Origin of the sequence: Xenorhabdus hominickii (genome assembly GCF_002632725.1) — a bacterium.
Taxonomy (GTDB): Bacteria; Pseudomonadota; Gammaproteobacteria; order Enterobacterales; family Enterobacteriaceae; genus Xenorhabdus; species Xenorhabdus hominickii.
The window spans coordinates 1-22,001 of sequence record NZ_NJAI01000015.1; the positions used below are offsets into that span (position 1 = coordinate 1).

Consider the following 22,001-nt stretch of genomic DNA (forward strand, 5'->3'; position numbering starts at 1 on the left):
GCGTCCAGCCGTATCCGGATGGATCTTCAATAATTGACCGATTTCGCGAAAGGTTTTTTTCTCTTGGCGAAATCGAATAGCTTGCTGCCTCAGCAGCTCTAGTTGCTCAATCGTGAGCTTGCGTGCATCTGTTTTCATTGACACAGTATATCAGATATAAATAGCCGCCGAGTTAATATATGAGCCAGCAAATCCGCATTACCCTGTCTGCACTGAAAGTAGCTGAATTTGCCAGCGAAGAAACTACATGCTTTGAAGCAAAAGTGATTGCTATTGCTGATAATGACGGCAGTACCAATATACGTGCTACTGTACTGAGAAGTATGAAAAATCACTTCTTGCACTTGAAATAGAATTTTCAAATACAAAAAGTGGTAAATTATCGTTTGCAATGAACCTTGAGTTATTGGTCGATCAGCTGGTTATCGAGTTACATAACGAAAAGAAACTTTGAACTAAATTTAGACGTGACTTCTCAAAAAAGATTCTTTTTGTCCGTGATGGATGCTTTACAGTGTGAATAGTATTGATCTGCGAAATGTTACTAATAAAAGAATTATCTTTAACTTAGTTCGTAAGCGTAACGGAGATGACATTGTTATCCTGTCAGAACTTCCCGAAGATAAGGCCTTCGAACTATATGTTAAAGCTGTGGTGTAGAAGAGAAGAATAGTTTCAAAAATAAGGATTCCCACTGTCCACTGTTGTAGTGATCTATGTAAGTGGTCAACAGATCACAGTGGGTGATGATGCTCTTAGGATGTTGATTGATCAGGTTACGGAAGTGGGGGGAACGCACAAGTGAATATCTGCATGGTTTACTATTATTCATCTATAAGTTTTCTACCAGTCTCTGAATTAGAACCGTGTTAACTAAGATCTGACTCTTTAAATGGAAACCGGTAGCAGGGAACGAATGGGGTTATTTTTCGTTTCCTGATGCCGGTTGGACAAGCGTAGCGCGTCAGTGAAGTTGAATTGTTAATTATCAAAATGTTTTGTGTATTAATTTATAATTAGTATCCATTTGTTTTGTGTGGGACATGTTTTTAGATACTTATGTTTTACCTTTCCTAAGTTATCTACATATCCACTCGATAGATCCAATAAATAGATCCTAAATAGATCTACAAATGATCCAATAGATCCCTCTATTCGCTAAGCTTACTCTCACAAGGTTTTCTAAGAATTAGGGTGGGTGTTAGAGGGAAAAGGGTGGGCGCTGAGGGGAGAAGGGTGGGTGTTAGGGGGAAAAGGGTGGGCGCTGAGGGGAAAAAAAGTGGGCGATAGAGGGAAAATGTGCTATTTTTTCCACATAACACAAATCCTTTTGGGGGACCAAGGGAATACAATGAAGGATCAACTATATATTTCGGATGTGCTATACGTAGATACAGAGTCAAAAGAAAAACCATTAACAGTTAATACACAGAACACGGTACAGCCGGTTGCCTTCATGCGTTTAGGGATATTCGTACCCAAGCCTGCTAGAAGCGCGCAACACAGCTCGGTTATTGATGCTAGTGAGCTGTGTTCTCAGTTTGAATATGCAAGAAGTGAAGGATTTACCGAAATCTCTATTGTCGGCCCAAGGCTGGATATGGATACGGACTTTAAAGTCTGGATCGGTATCATCCGAGCGTTTAGCAAGTACGGAATCTTTTCTAACAGGATAAAGCTAAAGTTTTCAGAGTTCGCCAAAGACTGTGGTTTTCCCAGCAAAAAACTGGATAGCAAGTTACGTGCGTCTATTCATGAATCATTACTTAAAATCCGTGGTAAATCCATCTCTTTTAAGCGTGGTAAGGATACCCGGGCAGGTTACAACACAGGTTTGATTAAGGTAGGTTTCTTTGATGCTGATAAAGACATTGTAGAACTTGAGGCTGACGAACGTCTCTGGGAGCTTTATTATTACGACTTCCGCGTTGTACTCCAGCAGCACGCTATAAAGGCGCTTCCTCGGCAGGAAGTTGCACAGGCGATATACACTTTTATTGCCAGTTTACCCCCTAACCCTGCACCTATCAGCTTTGATCGCCTGCGTGACAGGTTGTCTTTAGTCAGTGAAATCAAAGAGCAAAATAGGGTTATCAAGAAAGCCATAGCGAAACTGATTGATATCGGCTATCTCGATGCGTCAATTGTCCGAAAAGATAACAAGAACGTGCTGATTGTACACAAGCGAACGCCTAAGTTAACCCCAGTCATTGGCTGACGAGGTTGCAACAAAATGAGGTGGGCGTCAGGGGGAATCTGGCTATGAACTGCTGCGAAAAAAAGCAGTGTATTTAAAATAAATCAAAAAAATATTTAATAATCAATATATATAAAAATATTTTGGTGGTTTGTGAGGGGAGGGGGTGTGTAATAGAGGGAAAATTTGATTTGGTTGCTTGAAAATCTATCATCTAAAGGTCTTAAGGTGGGTGTTGGGGGGAAAGGTGGTTCAATAAATAAGCAATCAGTATAAATGAGCCGGAAACTGTCCTCTTTTTTCCTTTTTTTCCCCTTAACGCCCACCTTTATTAGCGCCATTTTGGCACTATCCCCCTGAGAACCACCTCTACCTCTGACGGACTTCTCGCGGAATCGATATCCCCCTAACGCCCCCTCTGTCCTTCGCAATAATTATAATAACTATTATTATTCATATAGATAAAGATGTAAAAGTGGTATACTTATAGAGTTATTAGATTCAATATTTCTCCACAGAACTCCTTGTGAGACACAGTGAAGACGTGAGTTTGGAAGATAAATTATGACCGAAAAAAATTTTGAGGAAGTAGTGAAGTTCTATGCTGATCGCCAAAGGGACGAGAAAAATCAAAAGAGTTAACCGTTAATATTGAAATGGCGAAAATACCTCAATCATCCAATGTGCCGGGATGGGATAATAAAATTTCTCTGCAATTATCCAAAAACGAACTGACGGATTTTTGTGAGCTGTTATTTGGGCTGAAAAAAAGTGCAGAATTCAACTATCACGGGCCTAACAAAAACAAAGGTCTGACAGGGCATAACAATGATGCAAAAGGTGTCATGCTTGTTATTTCAGAAGCCGGTAACACCATGCAACATCTTCTCAGTCATCATCAGCGTATTGAACTGGGTGTTTTCATCATTCGCCGTCAGGCAATGGTTTGGAAGATGTCCGTCAGTGACGTTCTTGCTATACTCCGTCAGTCCGTCGTTATCAGCAGAACCGTGAGGAATCCCGGCAAATAAGGAGATAATGTGCAAAAAATAAAAAAAAGAAATAATCAAAGTAATCAATACGTTTAATGGCAGCTTTTGGAATAGGCATACTTATTTTCTAGTAAAATAAAAGAAATAGATAAAAATAGATTATCGAAATCAATCTCATGAAGCGTGCTTGGGCAAATACTGCTGCTCACACATGTGCCCAACAATACTTGTCTGTTGTCGATAGTAACGGACGGGTACGTAAAAAAGTCCATAAATTAATTCGTTTTGCTCAACAATATGATGTTGTGTTGTCATCAGGTCATGTATCGTGTTACGAAGTTATGCAACTTATTGATACGATGGTTCTGTCAGGTTTCGTCACCTCTGATTTGAGCGTCCATTTTTTGTGATACGCGTCAGGGGGCGGAGCTTATGGAAAAACAAAACTCTTTTGATTGTCCGTCAACACTTATGCCTTTCTTTCTTTTTGTAACTTACAAAGTTCGAGGTGGTATTGATAAATATTGGTTCATGAGGCCAGAAACCCGGCCGTATGGAAATGCAGGATCTGTGCATTTTTTTGATCATCCTGCCAAGCCATTTTCCCCTTGATCTTCAAGCTCATTCCCTTGCCTCTTGCCCTGACAGGGTCATTTTCTCTTTCCCATTCGTATTCGTCTGAAATGCTAAAAACTGTGCATCTTATTAAAGAAATTAACGGTTAAATCCGTAAAATAGCGTGTTCGCACCGGTTACCCTGTAATCATTCATAAACATTATCGATGGAATGCCGATTAACTGTTAATCGAAACATCGAAGTGAGAGACAGATGAAGAACACCAAAGAATCTCTGTATCTGACAGAACTGGCTTACATGCGTGAGCGGGCAAAGTTGATGGCGGCAGACTTTCCCCATCTGGCAGATTTTCTGAATACGTCTCATGATCCTGATGTCGAACGGCTTCTGGAAGGCTTTGCCTTATTGTCCTCAAACCTGCGTAGCACCATTGAGGACAGCTACCCGGAAATTACCCATGAAATGCTGGGACGTATCTGGCCTCATGCCCTGCGTCCCGTGCCGCCGACGACGATCATCCAATTCACTCCCCACAAGGATATTCATCAAGGTGGCGTCGATATTCCACGAGAAACACCCGTCACTGCCGCTGAAGGGGAACAGGTTTTACGGTTTTGCACCTGTCGTCCCTTACATATTGAACCTGTCATTGTCTTGGACAGGCAGATCCAAAAAACACGCGAACACAGCGAGATAATCCTGACATTGCGCCAAACGGGAGAGGTTTCATCCGGTTGGAAAGTAGGATTACTTCAATTTTTTCTCGGTACAGATCGTGAGCGGACTGCTCAGCTCAGCTTGTGGCTGGAACGCCATCTCGGTGATATTTTCCTGCGCACACAGACCACAGACCGAAGAAAAAAGACTCGGATACAGCCGGTTGTATGGATGTGATGCTCATTTCAATCAGAGTGTCCTGCCCACCGACAACACTCATTTTGCCCGTCTGCAACTGATAACAGAATATTACTGTCTGCCTTATGCTTTCGATTTTGTGACCTTTGATGCGCAGGAATACCGCGAACTGCCTTTAAACCCGGACGGTTCATTTGAACTGGTCTTCAGACTGGAAGGCGAGCTGCCACTGGATACATTGGGCGATGCTTTCCGGTTGGGGTGTGTCCCGGCCGTCCATCTGGACCCCATGATCAGCGCTCCCCTTCAGCTTGATGAAAATCAAGCACATTATCCCTTGCCTTTACCGGATACCGTACGGCTTTTTCAGTTACAGGGTCTTCAAACGGTCAAACAACCCGGCGGGAAACAATTGCGCGGTAAAGCGCATCATTTTCAATCCGTTGCCCGGTTTTGTGAGAAAAGTGACTGGCTGCTTGATGAAGGGCAACCTGAAAATATCTATTTCCAGTCCCTTCTTTCCACCGATTTGCTGGGACGTATCCGAAATAGAATCCGGTTTCTGGCTGTAGATGGAGAAGAGGCCAACAATCTGCCGTCACAAACGGTTTGTGCGCATCTGACCGGCTACCATGTACAGGCAATGAGATTGGAGACAGGGGATATCACCGTGTCGGAGGAATCGGTGCCTGCCCATCTGCGTGCCCGCAATATCACCCCCGTCTCTCCGGATTTTCCGCCGATGGTGATGGGAAAACCGGACTGGTCTTTGATTGGTGTCCTTAACAATACTCCGTTCCTGATTTTCAATACGGACACGCTAAAGACCTTTCTGGGGTTGTTTGATTGTTATGCCGGCCACAACCGTCCGTTAAGCCAGCAAATGCAGCACGATATCAGCGGGATCGTTCACCTCGAAGCCACCGCCGGCGATCGGATACAAAACGGCACAGGCCGTCCCATACGTGGCTATTATCTTCATCTGACCCTTCATTCCGATTGCTACGGTAGCGAAGGGGACATGTACCGGTTCGCTCAGGTTATCGGCCACGTTTTGTCCTGTTTTGTCACCGAAAACAATTTTATCCGGTTAAACGTTTATCACCGGAACGCCACAACGCCGCTGTGGCAATTCCGACAAATTGAAGGCTTGCGGCGTGAAATGTAGCCGATGAGATAAAAAACAAAAATGGAAAATCGGGGGGAGATAACATCATGAAAAGCGGATTACGGTTCCTGTGCCAGATAGGGAACTTACCGGAGAACGCGTTTGCGGTCTCTGAATTTACCTTAAGTGAAGGACTGTCCGATCTGTTCACGCTGAATCTGACGTTGGTCAGTTCGCACAGTCCGTTCCGCCGGCAGCAGGAAATTGATCTTCCTTCCCTTTTGATGCAGGATGCCGTGTTTCAGGTGATGTGGGATGAATCCCTGCAACGCCAAATCACGGGGATTATTTCTCAGGCGGACTGGTGCGGCACCGATGGTCATCAGACGCTCTATACGTTTACCGTGCGCCCTTTCCTCTGGCGGCTGACGCTTAATCAGGACAGCCATATCCATCACCGCCGGAATGTACCGGATATTATGAAACGGTTACTGAAAAAGCATCAGATCCGGGCCGATTCACAACTGGAAGATCCGCATCAGGACCGAGAGTACGTGACCCAGAAACGGGAGTCTGACTATGCCTTTTTCTGTCGGCTGGCGGCCGAAGAAGGGATCGGTTTCTGGTTCGAGGATGACCGGCTGTTTTTCAGTGACAGTCACTTGGGCATGACGGCTGACTTAACGCTCGGTTACAATCCGCAACCGGAAACGGCGCACGGGGTCGATACGGTTTATCAGGTTCGTCTGGGTGTGGGCATGGCCCCGCAGCGCACGATCAATAAGGACTTCAATTTCGAACGCCCGCTTTATCCCCTTTCCCATCTGGAAAGCAGCCCGCAATATCAGGCCTTGGGTTCACTCACGCCGTACACGGTTTACGAAAGTTACGGCCGTTTTCAGAACGATGCCGAGGCCAAACCGTTCGTTAAATACCGTCATGAAGCCCTGAAAAACCGGATGCAAAGCGGCACCGGACACAGTAACTGCATCAAACTGAGGCCGGGCAAAATCTTTGAAATCGTAAACCACTCCCATGCCCCGCACAATACGCGCTGGCAGGTTGTCGGCATCAGCCATTATGGCCACTGTCCGCAGGCACGGGGACAGGATACAGGTGAAGGCACGACCCTGAGCAACGATTTTAGTTTTATCGATGGCTATGTTGACTGGCGGCCGCCGTTTCATTACAAGCCGCTGGCCGACGGGGATGAAAGTGCGACCGTGGTTGGCCCGGAAGGCGAAGAAATTTTCGTTAATAAAGACGGTGCCATCAAAATTCACTTCCACTGGAACCGCTACGACAAGGCCGATGATAACGCCTCCTGCTGGGTTCGGGTGGCACAAGGCTGGAACGGCAACGGTTTCGGTTTCATGGCCATCCCCCGTATCGGACAGGAAGTGATTGTCTCCTATCTCAACGGGGATATTGACCGCCCTATCGTGACGGGCTGCGTCTATAACGGTTTGAACCGTCCGCCGCTGGACTTGCCGGCCGAGAAAACCCGCACCACGTTTAAAACCCGCACCCACAAAGGCGAAGGCTTTAACGAACTGCGCTTTGACGATGCCAAGGGCAGTGAAGAAATCTTTTTCCATGCCCAGAAGGATATGAAATCCGACATCCTGAATGATGAAACCACAAACATTGGCCATAACCGGACGCATCACATTAAACACGATGCACATCTGCGCATCGATAATGAATACCGGATGTTGGCCGGCAACGATATCTCTCTGTCTACCGGACAAAAACTCCATATCAAGGCGAACGATGCCGTGCTGACGCAAAGCGGCAATGAAATCCATCTCCGTTCAGGTGCCAAAGTCGTGATTGATGCCGGTGCTGAACTCACCCTTCAGGCGGCGGGGCATTTCCTTAAAATCGACGCAGGCGGAATTACCAGCAGTGCCGGCATTAATTTTGGCAGTGGCGCACCGGGCAATGGCTCAGGCTGGGGCGGTCAGTTGCCGGATATGTTGGATAAACTGAAACAGGCCAGCGTGGCACAGGCTGAAAAAATGCTGACTGCCCCGCTGAAAGAAATCTGTCTGACCTGTCTGATGAAAGCGGAATTGCAGGGCACTGCAATGGTTGTCAGGGGGCAGTCATGACTCCGGTATTACAGGAAAAATGGGCGGAATACAGAAAAATTCACCCTGAAATCAAACTGTTTGCCTTGGTCAATGGCTTACAGTATGAACGCCACTTTGGTAATGAAATCACGTATATCGCCGGGGTGAATAACCCGCTGTTCCGGCAGCATCCCGATGCCAAAATCGCGTTTGCTGGGCCATGGCTGTTTGATATGGCTCAGGCTCCCTCATGGGCGGAAAAATTATCCGAACTCGAACGGGCGGCACCGTCCGTCTCTTGGTTACACACCGCGCTGTCACTGGATAACCTCACCCGTCACCTTGAACCTTATCTCAATGTCCGGTTGGAAACGGGAGAAACGGCCTTGCTGCGTTTTTATGATCCCCGCATTCTGCATAAAATCCGGGATGTTTTTAGCCTGGAGCAATTGGCTGCTTTTACCGATGGGATTGATGAGTGGATGTATTCGTTTGACAGCCATGATCATTTCGTAAGAGGAGGACAGTAATGCTCAAACTCAGCCAAGAACAGGTCGCCAAATTTATTGATGCAGAAGACGAGGCTTATGTCACTCAAGTTCGCAAACGCCTTCAATCGGAACACGCTGCACTTATCGGGAACGAGAGTGACCATAGCCTGCACAGGCGACTGAAAGAAGCGTATCTGGCTTTGATCGGTATGGGATTTAAAGATGAAGCGTTAATTCGCTCTTATCTCTATTTTGTTGCGTTTAACCGCAATTATCACGATTCACCCGAAATTCAAAACATGCTGAAAGCAGGTGATAATCCTGAACAACAATATCGTGATTATCTGCGAATAGTGGATAATTTAATGAAAAGGAAACATTAATATGCCCGTTCCCTTAGTTCTTGGCGCACCCGCTGCTGGCTCTGCTCTTTTAGCTGCCGCTCAATGGACGCTTGCCGCCTGCGTAGCAGGATTTGTTGCTGTTGGCATTATGGAAGGAACGAAAGATAAAGCAGAAACGAACCAAAAAGATAAAGCAGAAGCTAAGACCGATGCCATTAGCACGACAAGAGAACAGTGTGAAAAATGTCCCGCGATCGGACAGGTCACCCCTTATTGGGAAAGTGTCAGCATTTCTGCTGACTCAACAATTTATCAAATCCAAATCTGTAATTCAGTATACATGCCGGAAACGGAAAAGATTCAAGTGTGGCTGTGTTTGAGCGTTCGTTTTGATGGCTGGAAACCCCAACAATGTCTGTTTCTTGAGGCGAAAGCCAAATATGACCAGTTTTTTGAAAATGCCGAGCCGAAATTTTGGTGGAAAATAAGTAAAAGTGGGCACATATCTATGATGTCTCAAGCAGGAAGACAACAAACAGTATGCTCTACATTAAAAGGTATCCCCAATTCACATTGGCACTTTTTACAGCCTATGAGCTTTGCTTATTATGCAAGGGCATTCTCTATTTACGCCAATATTAAAGTGCTTCACACTCCATTGTAAACTCATAGGAAATGATAGATGACCATTTTATCATTAAATATAGAAGTATATTCCGATTGGAAAGAACCATTAACTCCAAAAATAGCGGTTAATGATACTTATGAAATAGCAAAACAAATAGATGGGCTCTTTGGATACCCTAAAACTTGGTATTTATCCGGTGACACCTTAGAAGAGGCATTAATCAGGGTTGCTTTTGATCAACAAGGCATAACTGAAGACGCGATAAATGAATTTGAAGAAGGTTATACAGAAGATTACCCTATGGTTATATCAGGGGTCTGGGACGGTAAAAACAATACCGAGGGATGTGCGATTTTTTATCACAATTATCGGATGAACCAGTTAGGTCAAACAAAAATAGAGATTAATATATCCATTAAAGAAAAAGAGTTTCAGTTTCCTAAACTGATCGATTTTATTAAATTTCTGGTTTCCGGTCATAATACGGTTCTGTCGCATTAACAGAGAGAGCATGAGCGAAAATGTGTTGAGTGTTTTTTATGCAGTGAGTTGATAGAAAAAGGCCACGGGTGAAATTGGACAAGCTGGTTTCTGAGGATATTGTCCTTTACGCAACATACTGCACAATTCAATTCCAGACAACAGGGTCTGTGCCCGCCTGAAATTGTTGAATCCCAGCAGAGGACGTGTTCGCCGTTTGATATTGCGATGATCTTGTTTAATCCGATTATTGAGGTATTTATTCTGTCGGATAACAATGATTTCTTCCTTGGGTTTTCCCTGATTTAACTCGTCCACGGCAGCTTTGTTAGCGCCACTTTTATCTATCGTGATGACTTCGGGCTGCCCATGTTGCCGCATCGCTTTTTTGAAGAAACGCAGTGCAGCCGCCTTATCCCGCCAGGCCGTCAATAGAAAATCAACCGTATTGCCATCGGTGTCCACCGCCCGATAAAGGTAACGCCATTGTCCTTTGATTTTAATATAGGTTTCATCCATTCGCCATCGGTGTCCAACCGCCGGTTTACTGCGTCGATAACGTTTGATAATCAGGGGAACCAACCGATGAACCCAGCGGGAGAGCGTGGAGTGGTCGACGGCAATTCCACGCTCAGCCATCATCTCTTCCAGGTTTCGTAAACTCAGGGCATAAGCTAAGTACCAACGGATGCACTGAGCGATAATATCAGTAGGATAATGTAGACGTTTGAACGTTTTTCGGATAAGGGACATCAGGGAGCTCTCAACAAAAAATGACATGTTACCTGAATATTTCCGCTTAATGCGACAGAACCATTTTTCGCTGATTGAAGAGAGACTTCATGTTCGGAAGATTTTCCTCCAAAAAAGAGCCCTACATGGGTTTTTGGCATCTGAATATCTCCATGCGAATTTGAGAGAAGATAAAATCAACAGCAACAATAACACACTAGAAATGTTGCTTTCTGATCAATTTAGCAGGCTTTAGAGGTGTCCGAGATCCTTATACCACAACAGTGCCTATAATGACGCCGGATAGATTTAAGCAAGCCCATTATATGTCAAAAATCAGTGTTGCAAAAATGGAAGTGACCATAGATTTCTATTTCTATATACAAAAAACGCCAGCAATCAGCAGCTGGCGTTTATCTGGTGATGATGAAGATGAAAAAGTAACTACGTGGCTGGAATTCTTTACATCACAACAGATTCCAACAGGGTTTTACGCTCGCTATCCGTGATCTTCGGAATCCCATAAAAAGGAACAACATTGACAGGATCAATACCGACTAACCCGAGCGTTCCGAGCGTCATACTGCCCATAAACTGATCCACTTCCATCCCGTTTTGCTCTAATACATGTTTTTCAGTTCCCAACGTGACGTACACAGTGGCTGATTTTCCGGTCAGATAAGGAGTAAAAGTGCGTTCATCTTCGTAATAAGCAAAACCATTAGAAAATACCCGGTCAATCCATCCTTTAAGAATAGCGGGCTGACCAAACCACCAGATAGGATAAATAAAAATAAGGTGATCGGCTTCTTTCACCATCGTCTGACTTTTTGCAACATCAGCTAATATTTCTCCCCGATGCAGAGCTTCAAAATCCGGGCTGTCAAGTATAGGGTTAAACTTCTCGTCATAAAGAGAAATAAAGGAATATTCATCACCTTTTTTAACAATTTTACTAATTATTTTTTCTTTAATAGAAGAATTAAAACTTTTAGGATTCGGGTGAGCATAAATAATCATGTGCTTCATTTTTACTACTCCTTTACGAAATAAAAAACTAACAAATTTCTGGTGAGCTAATATGTTACATTCCTCTCCTTTCTCCCCCATCAATGATTATTCCCTGGGCAGTGATCATAGCAGCATCAGGAGAAATGAAAAACATCACTGTACCGGCAACATCCTGTGGTGTAATTAAACGCCGTAATGGAATACGCTTAGCCGTTTGTTTTAATAAAACGGATGTTGAACACCCTAATAATTGTGCATGAGGTTCCAGGCCTTTTACTAACATGGGTGTATTAACCCAGGCCGGTAATACCGCATTGACGGTAATTTTCCTTCCTGCCAGATCCAGTGCCAAGCCTTTTGTTAAACCCATTAAAGCATGTTTTGATGCACAGTAAGCCGTATTCCGCGTTGTTCCCATTTTGCCAAGAATAGATGAAATAATGACAATTCGCCCACCCGAAATAATATTAGGCACAATATGTGAAAATAAACGCTGGGTTGAGTGCAAATTTGTTGTCAGAACTAAATCCCAGATATCATTTTGTTCGATATGATTATCATCGGCTCTGCCGTGACTCACCACAATGCCCTGTATTTCACGCTCTTTGACTAAAGGTATTAATTTGTTGATTATTGCATTCTCTTCAACTAAATCAATTTGTAATGGATAAATATATTCTGGTGATTGTTTTACTAATTCATTTAATCCGTCTGAATTAATATCAAGTGCAATGACATAATATCCCGCCGCAACCAATCTTTGGCAAATGGCAAAACCAATTCCACTGGCAGCGCCAGTAACAATAAATGTTAGCATTATTTTCCTTACTTAACTAAGCACAATTCCGCCATTAATATTAAGAACTTCACCCGTGATATAATCATTTTCCATAAGAAAATGTCTTGCACTGGTAATTTCATTAACATGTCCGACGCGTTTAAGCAGCACTTTATGATTGATGAATTCCTTATGAGTACTTAATAAATTTTCCGTCATGTCAGTTTGAATAACACCGGGAGCAACTGCATTAACCCGGATATTTTTAGGTGCGACCTCAACAGCCAATGCCCGTGTTAATGACTCAATGCCACCTTTGGTTGCCGCATAAATGGATTGACCTTTATTTGGCTTGGTGGCGGATATGGATGAAATATTAATAATATGACCGCTACGCTGCGGTATCATGACTTTTAATACTTCACGGCTACACAAAATATAACTCAATAAATTATTATTTATCAGCAGATTGATATCTTTAATATCCATTGTCGCCAATAATCCATCCCGGGTGATTCCCACATTGTTGACCAGAAGATCAACCCGACCAAACGTATCAACGACGCTATCAATAAACATGTTGACATCTTCAACACAGGCTAAGTCAGCCTTAATCGGTAAGATATCCGGATAATTCCGCTTCACTTCGGCGATAAAATTTAAGAGTTGGGGTGTTTCATGGCGATAACAAAACGCGACCCGATACCCCTTATCTAACAGACTCAATACGATGGATTTACCGATCCCTTTGCTGCCTCCCGTGACAATCGCATTTTTTATCTGGGTATCTGATGTGAATTGTTCATGATTGTTCATAGGCTTGAACTCTCTTTAATATCAGATAAGCTGAAATGGTGTTTTTCAGCAATAGTTATAATATCAATCACTTGATTCGCAGAAATATTCCCGTATGAGAAATTTCCCTGATGCTCTTCCAGCCCCAATAAAAGAGTTTCAGCCATACACGCATAAATCTGACCTTCTTTCAGGTAGGCGCGTACACGGGGATCTAAGCTGTCATGATGAGGCGTCTGAACAATGCCGCCACGTAATATCTTAAGATCAGGGCGTTTAAGCACATCCTCATCGGAAAGATTATGTGGCACGGAAATATCACAGATAATGGCTTCGTTCTTGATTTTCTCAACGGACAAAAATGCCTCTGACGCATTCGATGCACACACAATCACATCACAGTTTTCAATATCAGAAATATTTTGCGAGGTGTGGATAAAGGTCTGAGTCGGGTAATTCTGATTCAGATAGTTATCTATCGCCATTCCCACATTGGTCTGATTCGTCAGGTAATCAGCAGGTATTGCGGCAAGACTGTCTACGATTCTTTGCACCAATTCACCTGTTACTGGCTTCCTGTTAACCGCTCTGTTAACGATGAATTGCTCATAAATATTTTGATAAATGCGGTATTTTACGCCGTCCAGCTTTTTCAGCGAGCCGTGGTTACTGCTTCCTATCAATACTATTTCCCGGAATCTTGGGCCTAATATCTCTGCGTAAACACTGCCGATATTCCCGGCGCCCCCTACAACGGCAATCCGCATATCAGCCATGTTGCGCCCGGCGATACTTTTCTGTAATGCTTCTACGCCTATACCGACTGTCAGAGCATTGCCTGTCGTCACGCTGATTGGCGGATTTTTTAACGACTTGCCATTATTGGTAATGATGGAGGTAAACATACCCAGTCCGACAGCGATATTTCCCTCTGAGGCCGCCTGCGTCACACGGGTATCAATTTCATATCGCAACCTCTCTAGATCATTTTCATCCAGTGCTTTTTTAATCATTTTTGACGTGATTATCAGTGGATATAATGTAAATTCCACCGATTTACCATTAATGGAGCGGATACGTGCAGCTTTGAATGGTTTTGTGGAGAGCTTAAAAGTAGAACTTTCGACAAATAATTCTAATTCTCTGTCACTGAATATACTGAATGAAGGATCGACTTCTCTCAGCCCGCTGGCCGATATCAGATGATTAATGAAGGCAACTTTATAGTCAGCTTCGCTATTCTCATACTGAGGGCTTGCTACGCGCCGATAATCTGTCGATAGAGTCAGGTCCTTTTTCCCAAGCAGAGGAGCGATAATAAACCCTGTGTCAGCATGACGAATCGCCAGACAAACACCAGAAAGTGCAGTAATAAGCGACTGAATCTGCTTAACGTTCAAAAATACCGAAGGTTCTATCCGAACTACATTGGCTGCACTAGCGGTAGGGGCGACCCGAATATGGCTGCCACACAATAAATGTCCGCTGATGATATAGCCCAAAATGCCCTGTACCGCAATATTCTGCATAATGTAGGAATCAGAATTCATCACATCATAAAATTCTATTCCCCAAATCAATCCCTTGCCGCGAACATCCCGAATAACATCAGGATATAGTTCTTTCAGTGCATTAAGTTCTGTTCGGAACACCTCACCCAAGTGCGTTACCTGCTTCAGTAAGCGGCGCTGGTCAGCATGGATCAAATTGAGGTAATCAAGTGCGACCCGGCAAGAAAAATCGTCTTCGCCGAAGGTGGAACTCTGAATAACATCAAATCCCGGCGTGAAACTTTCCTGACTAATCGCTACCACGCCAATTTTGACATACCCGGCTCCCATCGCTTTCGAAAGCACGTAATAGTCGGCATCAAGCCCTGTATCACTGGAGGCGACTAAGAAACCACATCGTCCTGATCCCGATTGCACTTCATCAGCTATCACCGGGCAACCCAATGTCTGTTTTAAGCGATTAATCCCGCTGACTTGTTCTGCACTCAGCGGATGAACGCCCCCTTCCCCCTGCACCGGTTCAACCAGAAATGCAGTCACGACTCTGAATGGTTTTTTCGTGAAAATAATCTGGTTATTCTCTTCCTGTGGCAGCCACAACCAGCTATTAAAGAAATCGTTTGCTTTTTCGCCCATATCGGCAAATTCGCTCAGCTCTTTAGCAGACAGAAAATGGGTATCGATTTTGATTCTTTTCAGATAATCACGGTACATCGCCCCATTAGTGCAACTCGCCGTCATGATGGTTTTGCCATGAAACGAATGTTCCAGTGCCAGAAAAACCGCTTTCTTGCCCAATTGATGCCGAGTAAATGTTATCAGTGCTGATTTTATTTCATCGATTGATGCCTCTTTCTCCAGTTGCAGAAGCTGGCGTTGTTCTTCTGTCAGGCTGATTTTGTGATCATCGCTGATTCTGGCGATGGCGGTTAAAACTTCTTGCTCTAACGCCTCAAGCTGGGTGTGACGGGTAAATTCAGCATTCTTCAGCGCAATTTCTATCGATTCTGCGCCTGTACTCGCAAAGAAGAATATAAAATTACTTTTCGCACCGGTTTCTTCTTTTAATAATTCATTCAGACGTTCAGCCAGTAATGCTGAGGATTTTTTGATAGAAAATTGGTTATGAATCGGGATTTCTTCATCAAGATACTGCTTTATTTTTTCTCTTATTACGGGCGAATTATGGCCGAATAACGTTGCGCCATATCCACCCAACAGATCCAATACCGGAGTTTCTTTATCGTTTTCATCGTAATAATAGAGAAAATTACCTGCTGCCCGATGATAAGTTCGGTTTAAACCCATTGAAATCAAGGCACGAGTCAACTGAGGCCTACAAAAAGTCGCATACTTTTCCATTGTTATTCCTATAATTAATTAACCGATTCAATATGTTTGTGAGTCTCTATACGCTCAGCGAGCTCCTTGATGAAAAGAAGTGTTTCAGCCGCATAGTTTTTGTCACGGTAATGTTGATTGAGATGTGTAATATCAATGAGATGAGTGGGATATTGTGGCGTCGGATTTTCAACTCTGGTGAGAATGAACGTTACACCGAATTCAACATATTCCCCGGACAATTCAGGATGATATTCCTGAGGAACATGACCTATTCCTGATGCAACAACCAGCGCATAATCAATTAAGTGATTATTCAGGTATAATTCAGCCTCACTCAATGCTGCCAGTAACCCAATATTTCCACGCAAAAAAGAAGCACAGTCACATTGCACCTGTAACTCCTGAGAAAGCACGCCCAGCAGGTTATTACTGAGTGACAGCGTGATTAAGAAAGGGTTTATCTGCTCGCTTTGCCAGATAGTCTTAAAAATACTGTTTGCGCTGTTTTCCTGCTTTTTCGTTTGAGCTTGCGTCTTTTCCAGCAATAATTCCTCAGGTAACGGATGCAAATAACTATACTGTGTAGCGTACAGGCCGAATTTTATTTTCGGATCATGGATATCTAATCCTGCTGAAATTAATGCTTTCCTGGCAGAAATAAGTCCTTTTCGTGTTCCTATTGAATAAAACCGCCTGAGTTTTTCATTTTTAATCAGATTATGTTCTTCTGTTTCATCACTGAGATCATGAAACAGCGGGCTGAGAGTGGTGATATTATGAGCCACTAATTTGATTGATTTATTGTTTACTGATTTATTATTCATTGTAATCTCCTATGACTAAGCAGGAGTTAATTCCACCAAAACCAAATGAATTGGATATTGCATTTTTCACAGAAAAAGGCCGCCCTTTATTGGGAACATAGTCCAAATCACAAAGCGGATCAGGTGTTGTAAAATTAATGGTGGGTGGAATGAAGTGATGCTTTACCGTCAGAACCGTAGCGACAGCTTCAATAGCGCCTGCGGCAGCGATCCAATGACCTAACATTGATTTGGTTGATGAAACCAGCGGCGGCTGGGAACTAAAAATACGCTTTATCACAGCGGATTCCTGAGCATCATTTAGTGGCGTTGACGTACCGTGAGCATTGATATAATCGATCTGACCCAGTGATAAACCACTGTCTCCGAGTGCCCGTCTGATGGCATTTTCTGCGCCGATACCATCGGGATGCGGAGCCGTTAATTTATAAGCGTCCAGTGAAGCGCCATAGCCTTTAATTTCAGCATAGATCTTAGCGCCTCGGCGCTGGGCATTCTCTTCGCTTTCAAGCACTAAAAATGCCCCACCTTCACCCGCCACTAATCCACTACGATCTTTATCAAAAGGACGACAAAGTGTATTTCCCCACTTTTCTGTTGTCGCGGCAGCACCCAATAATTTCAGGCTGATTAGGGTATGCAGATTGATGACTGAATCAGCACCTCCCGCCAGCATAATGGCTGCTTCACCTCTTTTGATCGACTGGTAGGCCAGCCCGATAGCATGGGTCGCTCCGGCACAAGCGGCATTTAGGTTTATTGCAGGCCCTGATAACGAAAATTGGCTCGCAATGGCATTAACCATCCCATCGTTACTGCACCTGATACCGGAACAAAAACTCAGGTTATGGCGCTGCCTGAATAACGCCTCAATATCTTGTGATTCGGTATCTTCTGCCCAGCGAATTTCACGCCAAAACTGTCTGTCATTCTCCGAAATTTCACTAACACCACTACATCCATAAATACCAATATGTTGTTCATTGATGTGTGGCTGTGCCAATAATCCCGCATCTTCCAATGCCTTAAATGCTGAAATAAATCCCATGACTCCCCGCCGATCGGTAAGACCGGATGCGGGCAGGTAAGCTGAATTTTCAGCCAGCAGGGTATTGAAATCGATTCGGGCAGCATATTTGATTGGCAGGGTTCCGTTATCCTCAAATGTCAGAGGATTGATAGCGGATTCACCTGCACAGAGTTTTTTCCAGACAGTATTAAGCTGAGTTCCGAAAGCACTCACAACGCCCATACCGGTCACAACAACACGACGATTGGATATCATGATAATTCTCTCCCGGACATTCCCATATCGAGCAAAACAGCAATGCACTGTTTTTCCAGACCATGTACCAGTATCAACACCTTTGGCGACGGTTGCTGACAGGTCAGTCGGGTTTGGATGTGAGTGTGGATGTTATCAAGTGCCAATGATTTTTGGTGCAATTCGATGGCGAGATTGCTCGCAATAAAAACAGCAGCTGGCCCGGTGTATCCGATGGCTTTATCAAGATGAAACTGAACAGCCTCAGGAAAAATATCGAGTGTCAGCGGAATAGCTTCATGCTCTGGCCTGCCGACATGAATAATTTGATGTGGTGACCCAGCATTCAGTGCTTGCGACAGAAAATGCCGATAGTGATGGCTGCTATGAATTATCGTGCGGTTAACATAGACCAACTTGCTATCCGCATTCCGGTAATCATTATGTAACGCAGTAAACGAAGCGGCTTCCGCAGGTAACCACGGAGTATTCCCGATCAGCCGCTCATAAGCAAGATAGTACCACGCTGAGATTTTCTGGGCGTTGCCACCACAAAGCACAAACTGGCTGCGTTTTTCTTTGATGCTGTAATAACCTTCCAGCAGAGCATGGCCTCCCGCATCAACTTGCGGGGAAAAGAAGGCATTATCACCAATTATGTTCAGATGTTGTGACAAATGGCTGGCTGTTGACGTATTCAATAGCATCAACCCCATCAATGGCGGTTTTTCTGCTAACGATCTGGATACATAATCCTCATCATTTTTTGCATCAGAAGCAATAAAGTAAGCATTGTTATCTGCATCAGTGGTGCCTAAGCCAAGAAATAACCCGCGTTGTTCAGGAGGAAAATGCTCTCCGATACCCTTTTCCCAGGTTTTAATGCCCGTATAGAGCACCCACTGGCTTTGCGGATGGCTGGATCGCCGGATCATCTTATCGACAGAAGGCATAACAAAATCCCCTTCCCTGATGAATCTTTCCCCTATAATCTGAGGCAAATGTGGTTCACTGCCGGATAAAACAGCATCTTTGATATTTCCATCAATAATATTGCCCATGCTCAGATTATCAGGCAATAAGGTGCAACCGCTGGTGATATAAATCGCCATGTGTTACCCCTCTGCACGTTTTAAGATTAGGCTGCTATTTTCTCCGCCAAAACCAAAAGAATTACTGAGGATATGGCTGGCGTGTATGACTCTTGTCGTTTTATTGACATTGATGAGGCCATCCGTTTTTCCCGACTCAGAAAAATTAAGGCTGGGAAGCAGTTGATGATTATTCAGCGTTTCGATGGTGAGTATAGCTTCCAATAATCCACTGGTTGCCAGCGAATGGCCAGTTGCTGATTTTGTGGAAATAACGGGAGGTTTATGTGGAAACAGGTCGTGAATCGCTTTACTTTCCGCCAGATCATTACTGACCGTTGAAGTACCATGCGCATTGATATGGTCGATATCTTCAGAACGTAATTCAGCATCTTCCAGCGCTGCAGACATAGAGTTGAGATAATATTGCCCCGATAAATCCGTTGATGTCATTTTGTAGCCTTCAGACTGACGGGACATTCCGGCAATCTCAGCTAATATCGCGGCGTTGCGGGCAAGGGCATGAGAATAATTTTCAACCACAAGAAATGCGGAAGCATCCGCTAAAACACAGCCAGCCCGGTCTTTATCAAACGCCCGTGATGATTGATTTAATTCAGTAAACTTACCGTTATAAAGAGCTTTGACTTTTTTAAATAATGTCTGCATGACAGGATGGGTGGCTTCTTCAGAAGCTCCAACCAGAGCGACCTGACTTCGACCGCTTTTAATTGTCCGATATGCAGAATAGAGTGCGGTCATACCTGCGGTACAGGCATCACCGTATACTCTTGGCTGCCCCGACAAATGGAAATGCTTAATCAATTCTTCAGCAATTTCATACGGACGGATCAGTGAGGCTATATTTTCAATATCAACGGACTCTGACAAAGGCCGCTCTTTATTGATATATTGGCTTAGAGTATTACCATCAATAAACATTTTATTATTGGCAAAAAATAATTCACATTGATATTGTATCAGTTCTTCACGGTTTAAATCTGCCATTTTCAAACTGTTTTCGCTGGCACAATATGCCATTAGAAAAACAAGATTATTGGCAAACTTATCTGTTGAACTGAATTTATTATGCAATTGGTTTATGTCTTCGGAAGTTAATTTTGCACTTGGAATATGACTTATTCCGTACTCTTTTAACAACTCATCTTCACAGATAAGTGATTTTCCTTCCATTAATGAATGGAATAAAGTATGTGGGCAATTATGATTACGAACAATTAAACCATAACCGGTTATAACCACTCTTTCTGTCGTGATACTAGCCATTTTTACTACCACCTTAGTAAAAACATCAGATTTGACTTAAATTCAAAAAAATGAAGAACCCGCCGCAAGCAACGGGGTATCTTAAAACATTGCTAGTTGGTGATCTGAATGCAATTTATTGTATTGTTTCCCTTTATTTTTAACGTATTTACCAATCATTTGTTCATCCCATGTTTACCAACAGTGCTTACAAAATACCCATCAGTCCAAAACTCTCCACCCCATAGTGTCCTTTTCTCCTAAGGGCAACGTTTGAATATTTCTCTTGCTGTCAGGCTTTTTATCAATGTGACAACCTTTGTCACGCTGTATGTTGGTACCGACTGGATTAGGAAATATACATGATCTTTGTCTGTCCCTCTTTCCAAGAATTTAAACTGATATCTTTGCTCTATTTCGAGGCAAATATCTTTCAGAACTTTATCAAAATATGAGTCAAAAATGTCCCTACGATACTTAGCAGGTAACACTATGTGATACATCAAGACGGTAACATTATGGCTTTTGTGAATGTATTCACTCATTCCGTTAGTTTACGCCGCAAGCGGCGGGAAATTCGACCCTAAGAGATTAAAGCACCAATGCAGAGTTAATAAAAAGTCAATATAATGTTAAAATAAATGTCATCAATTTATGATTGGGTTTTCATGTTATGACAATATTGTTCAATTTCATCTAAAATGATCTTATCTGCATTTTTACTCTCTGATTCAAAAACGTTTTTACATAACGAAGCCCAGTTATAAATGTTCGTCTCACCAAATAAATCCCCTAGTGTATGGATAGCATCCAATTGTTTTTGTGTGTATTTATAACAACCAAAAGCAAGTAACCCTTTACCCTCTTCAGTCAGTACATCGCCAATAACCAGCTTATTGATTATATCTTCAGGCGCAGTTTCCATCACATGAGAAAATACACTCTTGGTAGGCATAGTAATTTTAAATTTTTTACCCAGATTAAAAGTAAGATCAATAATATCTAAAGAATCCGCACCTAATTCATTAATTAATGATGAATCTTCATTAATCAGTTCTTTGTCAGTAAGAGTAATAGAAGAAACTTCATCACATACCGAAGATATATATTTTTCCATAAGTAAATCCTCAATAATTTAACATGAGATATAGTTTACATAGATGGAAAAGGTTGAAAATCTCTTTATTTTCCATCAGTGAATACGTATAAAAACCAGTGCAATATAATCATGATAATTAACAGAACAAATCATACAAAATAAAAAAAATCCGTAAATAAAATATAGAAGTTAAATAGAAAATAATTATATTATTCCAATTATTAGAATATTTCATCGGATATGATGCGTTATTTAGCCTTAAAACTGATATGTGAGAGCATAAAAATGTGTGGGGCACTTTGTTCAGTCGGCAATAGAATGAGGTCTCGTATTCAATCCGTTGAACGGTCTTAAATATAATATTATCTTTCGATAAAAGTACCGATAACTTTGTCGTGCATTTCAGGGGATTTTGAGTGGTTCTGTCGCATTAACGTGCATTTTGGTTTATCGTTGGGAAAACTCAGGATGGAATCCGATATGCCCCTTATCCGAAAAGCGTTCAAACGCCTGCATTATCCCACTGATATTATTGCCCA

20 protein-coding genes and 2 pseudogenes are annotated in these 22,001 nt (G+C 43.0%); 11 read left to right on the top strand and 11 right to left on the bottom strand.

Annotated features, from left to right (window positions below; all coding sequences use genetic code 11):
• The first annotated feature begins 179 nt into the window (after positions 1-179).
• The 11 genes and pseudogenes from Xhom_RS31715 to Xhom_RS24055 all read left to right on the top strand — a co-directional run bounded on the left by Xhom_RS31715 (position 180) and on the right by Xhom_RS24055 (position 9,768).
• Complete coding sequence (locus Xhom_RS31715) at positions 180-353, top strand: hypothetical protein (protein ID WP_169928552.1); 174 nt, start codon at positions 180-182, stop codon at positions 351-353.
• 998 nt (positions 354-1,351) lie between these two features.
• Positions 1,352-2,218 carry a protein RepA gene (locus tag Xhom_RS24005; RefSeq protein WP_099140051.1) on the top strand — a complete coding sequence of 289 codons (867 nt, stop codon included), beginning with the start codon at positions 1,352-1,354 and terminating at the stop codon, positions 2,216-2,218.
• A 635-nt stretch (positions 2,219-2,853) separates the two neighbouring features.
• Complete coding sequence (locus Xhom_RS24015) at positions 2,854-3,228, top strand: hypothetical protein (RefSeq protein ID WP_099140031.1); 375 nt, start codon at positions 2,854-2,856, stop codon at positions 3,226-3,228.
• Between the two features lie 137 nt (positions 3,229-3,365).
• Positions 3,366-3,599 carry a DUF6282 family protein gene (locus tag Xhom_RS24020; protein ID WP_099140032.1) on the top strand — a complete coding sequence of 78 codons (234 nt, stop codon included), beginning with the start codon at positions 3,366-3,368 and terminating at the stop codon, positions 3,597-3,599.
• A 22-nt stretch (positions 3,600-3,621) separates the two neighbouring features.
• Entirely contained in the window at positions 3,622-3,801 is a 180-nt protein-coding gene (locus Xhom_RS28510) for a hypothetical protein (RefSeq protein ID WP_145957504.1), read from the top strand.
• A 262-nt stretch (positions 3,802-4,063) separates the two neighbouring features.
• Positions 4,064-5,789, top strand: a pseudogene (tssF, locus tag Xhom_RS24030) (type VI secretion system baseplate subunit TssF).
• A gap of 47 nt (positions 5,790-5,836) precedes the next feature.
• A complete protein-coding gene (locus tag Xhom_RS24035; protein WP_099140035.1) occupies positions 5,837-7,843 on the top strand; it encodes a type VI secretion system Vgr family protein in 2,007 nt (668 codons plus the stop codon).
• Positions 7,840-8,334 carry a DUF4123 domain-containing protein gene (locus Xhom_RS24040; protein ID WP_099140036.1) on the top strand — a complete coding sequence of 165 codons (495 nt, stop codon included), beginning with the start codon at positions 7,840-7,842 and terminating at the stop codon, positions 8,332-8,334. Before Xhom_RS24035 ends, Xhom_RS24040 begins: the two co-directional genes overlap by 4 nt.
• Positions 8,334-8,678, top strand: coding sequence for a hypothetical protein (locus Xhom_RS24045; protein WP_099140037.1), 345 nt, complete (start codon positions 8,334-8,336; stop codon positions 8,676-8,678). Before Xhom_RS24040 ends, Xhom_RS24045 begins: the two co-directional genes overlap by 1 nt.
• A gap of 1 nt (position 8,679) precedes the next feature.
• Complete coding sequence (locus tag Xhom_RS24050) at positions 8,680-9,303, top strand: restriction endonuclease fold toxin 5 domain-containing protein (protein WP_099140038.1); 624 nt, start codon at positions 8,680-8,682, stop codon at positions 9,301-9,303.
• A gap of 18 nt (positions 9,304-9,321) precedes the next feature.
• The gene (locus tag Xhom_RS24055; protein ID WP_099140039.1) at positions 9,322-9,768 is read left to right on the top strand and encodes a hypothetical protein; all 447 of its coding nucleotides are present in this window, start codon (positions 9,322-9,324) and stop codon (positions 9,766-9,768) included.
• 36 nt (positions 9,769-9,804) lie between these two features.
• Here the strand turns inward: Xhom_RS24055 and Xhom_RS24060 are convergent, their stop codons facing one another.
• The 11 genes and pseudogenes from Xhom_RS24060 to Xhom_RS24115 all read right to left on the bottom strand — a co-directional run bounded on the left by Xhom_RS24060 (position 9,805) and on the right by Xhom_RS24115 (position 21,480).
• Positions 9,805-10,500 (bottom strand): IS6 family transposase, encoded by a 696-nt coding sequence (locus tag Xhom_RS24060; protein ID WP_099140040.1) that lies wholly within the window; start codon positions 10,498-10,500, stop codon positions 9,805-9,807.
• Positions 10,501-10,941: 441 nt separating this feature from the next.
• Positions 10,942-11,508: an NAD(P)H-dependent oxidoreductase gene (locus Xhom_RS24070; protein WP_099140042.1), complete on the bottom strand. Its 567-nt coding sequence runs from the start codon at positions 11,506-11,508 to the stop codon at positions 10,942-10,944.
• A 55-nt stretch (positions 11,509-11,563) separates the two neighbouring features.
• Positions 11,564-12,307 (bottom strand): SDR family NAD(P)-dependent oxidoreductase, encoded by a 744-nt coding sequence (locus Xhom_RS24075; protein WP_099140043.1) that lies wholly within the window; start codon positions 12,305-12,307, stop codon positions 11,564-11,566.
• A gap of 12 nt (positions 12,308-12,319) precedes the next feature.
• Positions 12,320-13,084 (bottom strand): SDR family NAD(P)-dependent oxidoreductase, encoded by a 765-nt coding sequence (locus tag Xhom_RS24080; protein WP_099140044.1) that lies wholly within the window; start codon positions 13,082-13,084, stop codon positions 12,320-12,322.
• Positions 13,081-15,936: an aminotransferase class III-fold pyridoxal phosphate-dependent enzyme gene (locus Xhom_RS24085; protein WP_099140045.1), complete on the bottom strand. Its 2,856-nt coding sequence runs from the start codon at positions 15,934-15,936 to the stop codon at positions 13,081-13,083. Before Xhom_RS24085 ends, Xhom_RS24080 begins: the two co-directional genes overlap by 4 nt.
• Before the next feature lie 14 nt (positions 15,937-15,950).
• Positions 15,951-16,742 (bottom strand): hypothetical protein, encoded by a 792-nt coding sequence (locus tag Xhom_RS24090; RefSeq protein WP_099140046.1) that lies wholly within the window; start codon positions 16,740-16,742, stop codon positions 15,951-15,953.
• Entirely contained in the window at positions 16,735-18,027 is a 1,293-nt protein-coding gene (locus Xhom_RS24095) for a beta-ketoacyl-[acyl-carrier-protein] synthase family protein (protein ID WP_099140047.1), read from the bottom strand. Before Xhom_RS24095 ends, Xhom_RS24090 begins: the two co-directional genes overlap by 8 nt.
• Positions 18,024-19,118: a hypothetical protein gene (locus tag Xhom_RS24100; protein ID WP_099140048.1), complete on the bottom strand. Its 1,095-nt coding sequence runs from the start codon at positions 19,116-19,118 to the stop codon at positions 18,024-18,026. Before Xhom_RS24100 ends, Xhom_RS24095 begins: the two co-directional genes overlap by 4 nt.
• A gap of 3 nt (positions 19,119-19,121) precedes the next feature.
• Complete coding sequence (locus Xhom_RS24105) at positions 19,122-20,384, bottom strand: beta-ketoacyl synthase N-terminal-like domain-containing protein (RefSeq protein WP_099140049.1); 1,263 nt, start codon at positions 20,382-20,384, stop codon at positions 19,122-19,124.
• Positions 20,385-20,465: 81 nt separating this feature from the next.
• A pseudogene (gene tnpA / locus Xhom_RS24110) lies at positions 20,466-20,908 on the bottom strand (IS200/IS605 family transposase).
• A gap of 107 nt (positions 20,909-21,015) precedes the next feature.
• A complete protein-coding gene (locus Xhom_RS24115) occupies positions 21,016-21,480 on the bottom strand; it encodes an acyl carrier protein (RefSeq protein WP_099140050.1) in 465 nt (154 codons plus the stop codon).
• Positions 21,481-22,001 lie beyond the last annotated feature (521 nt).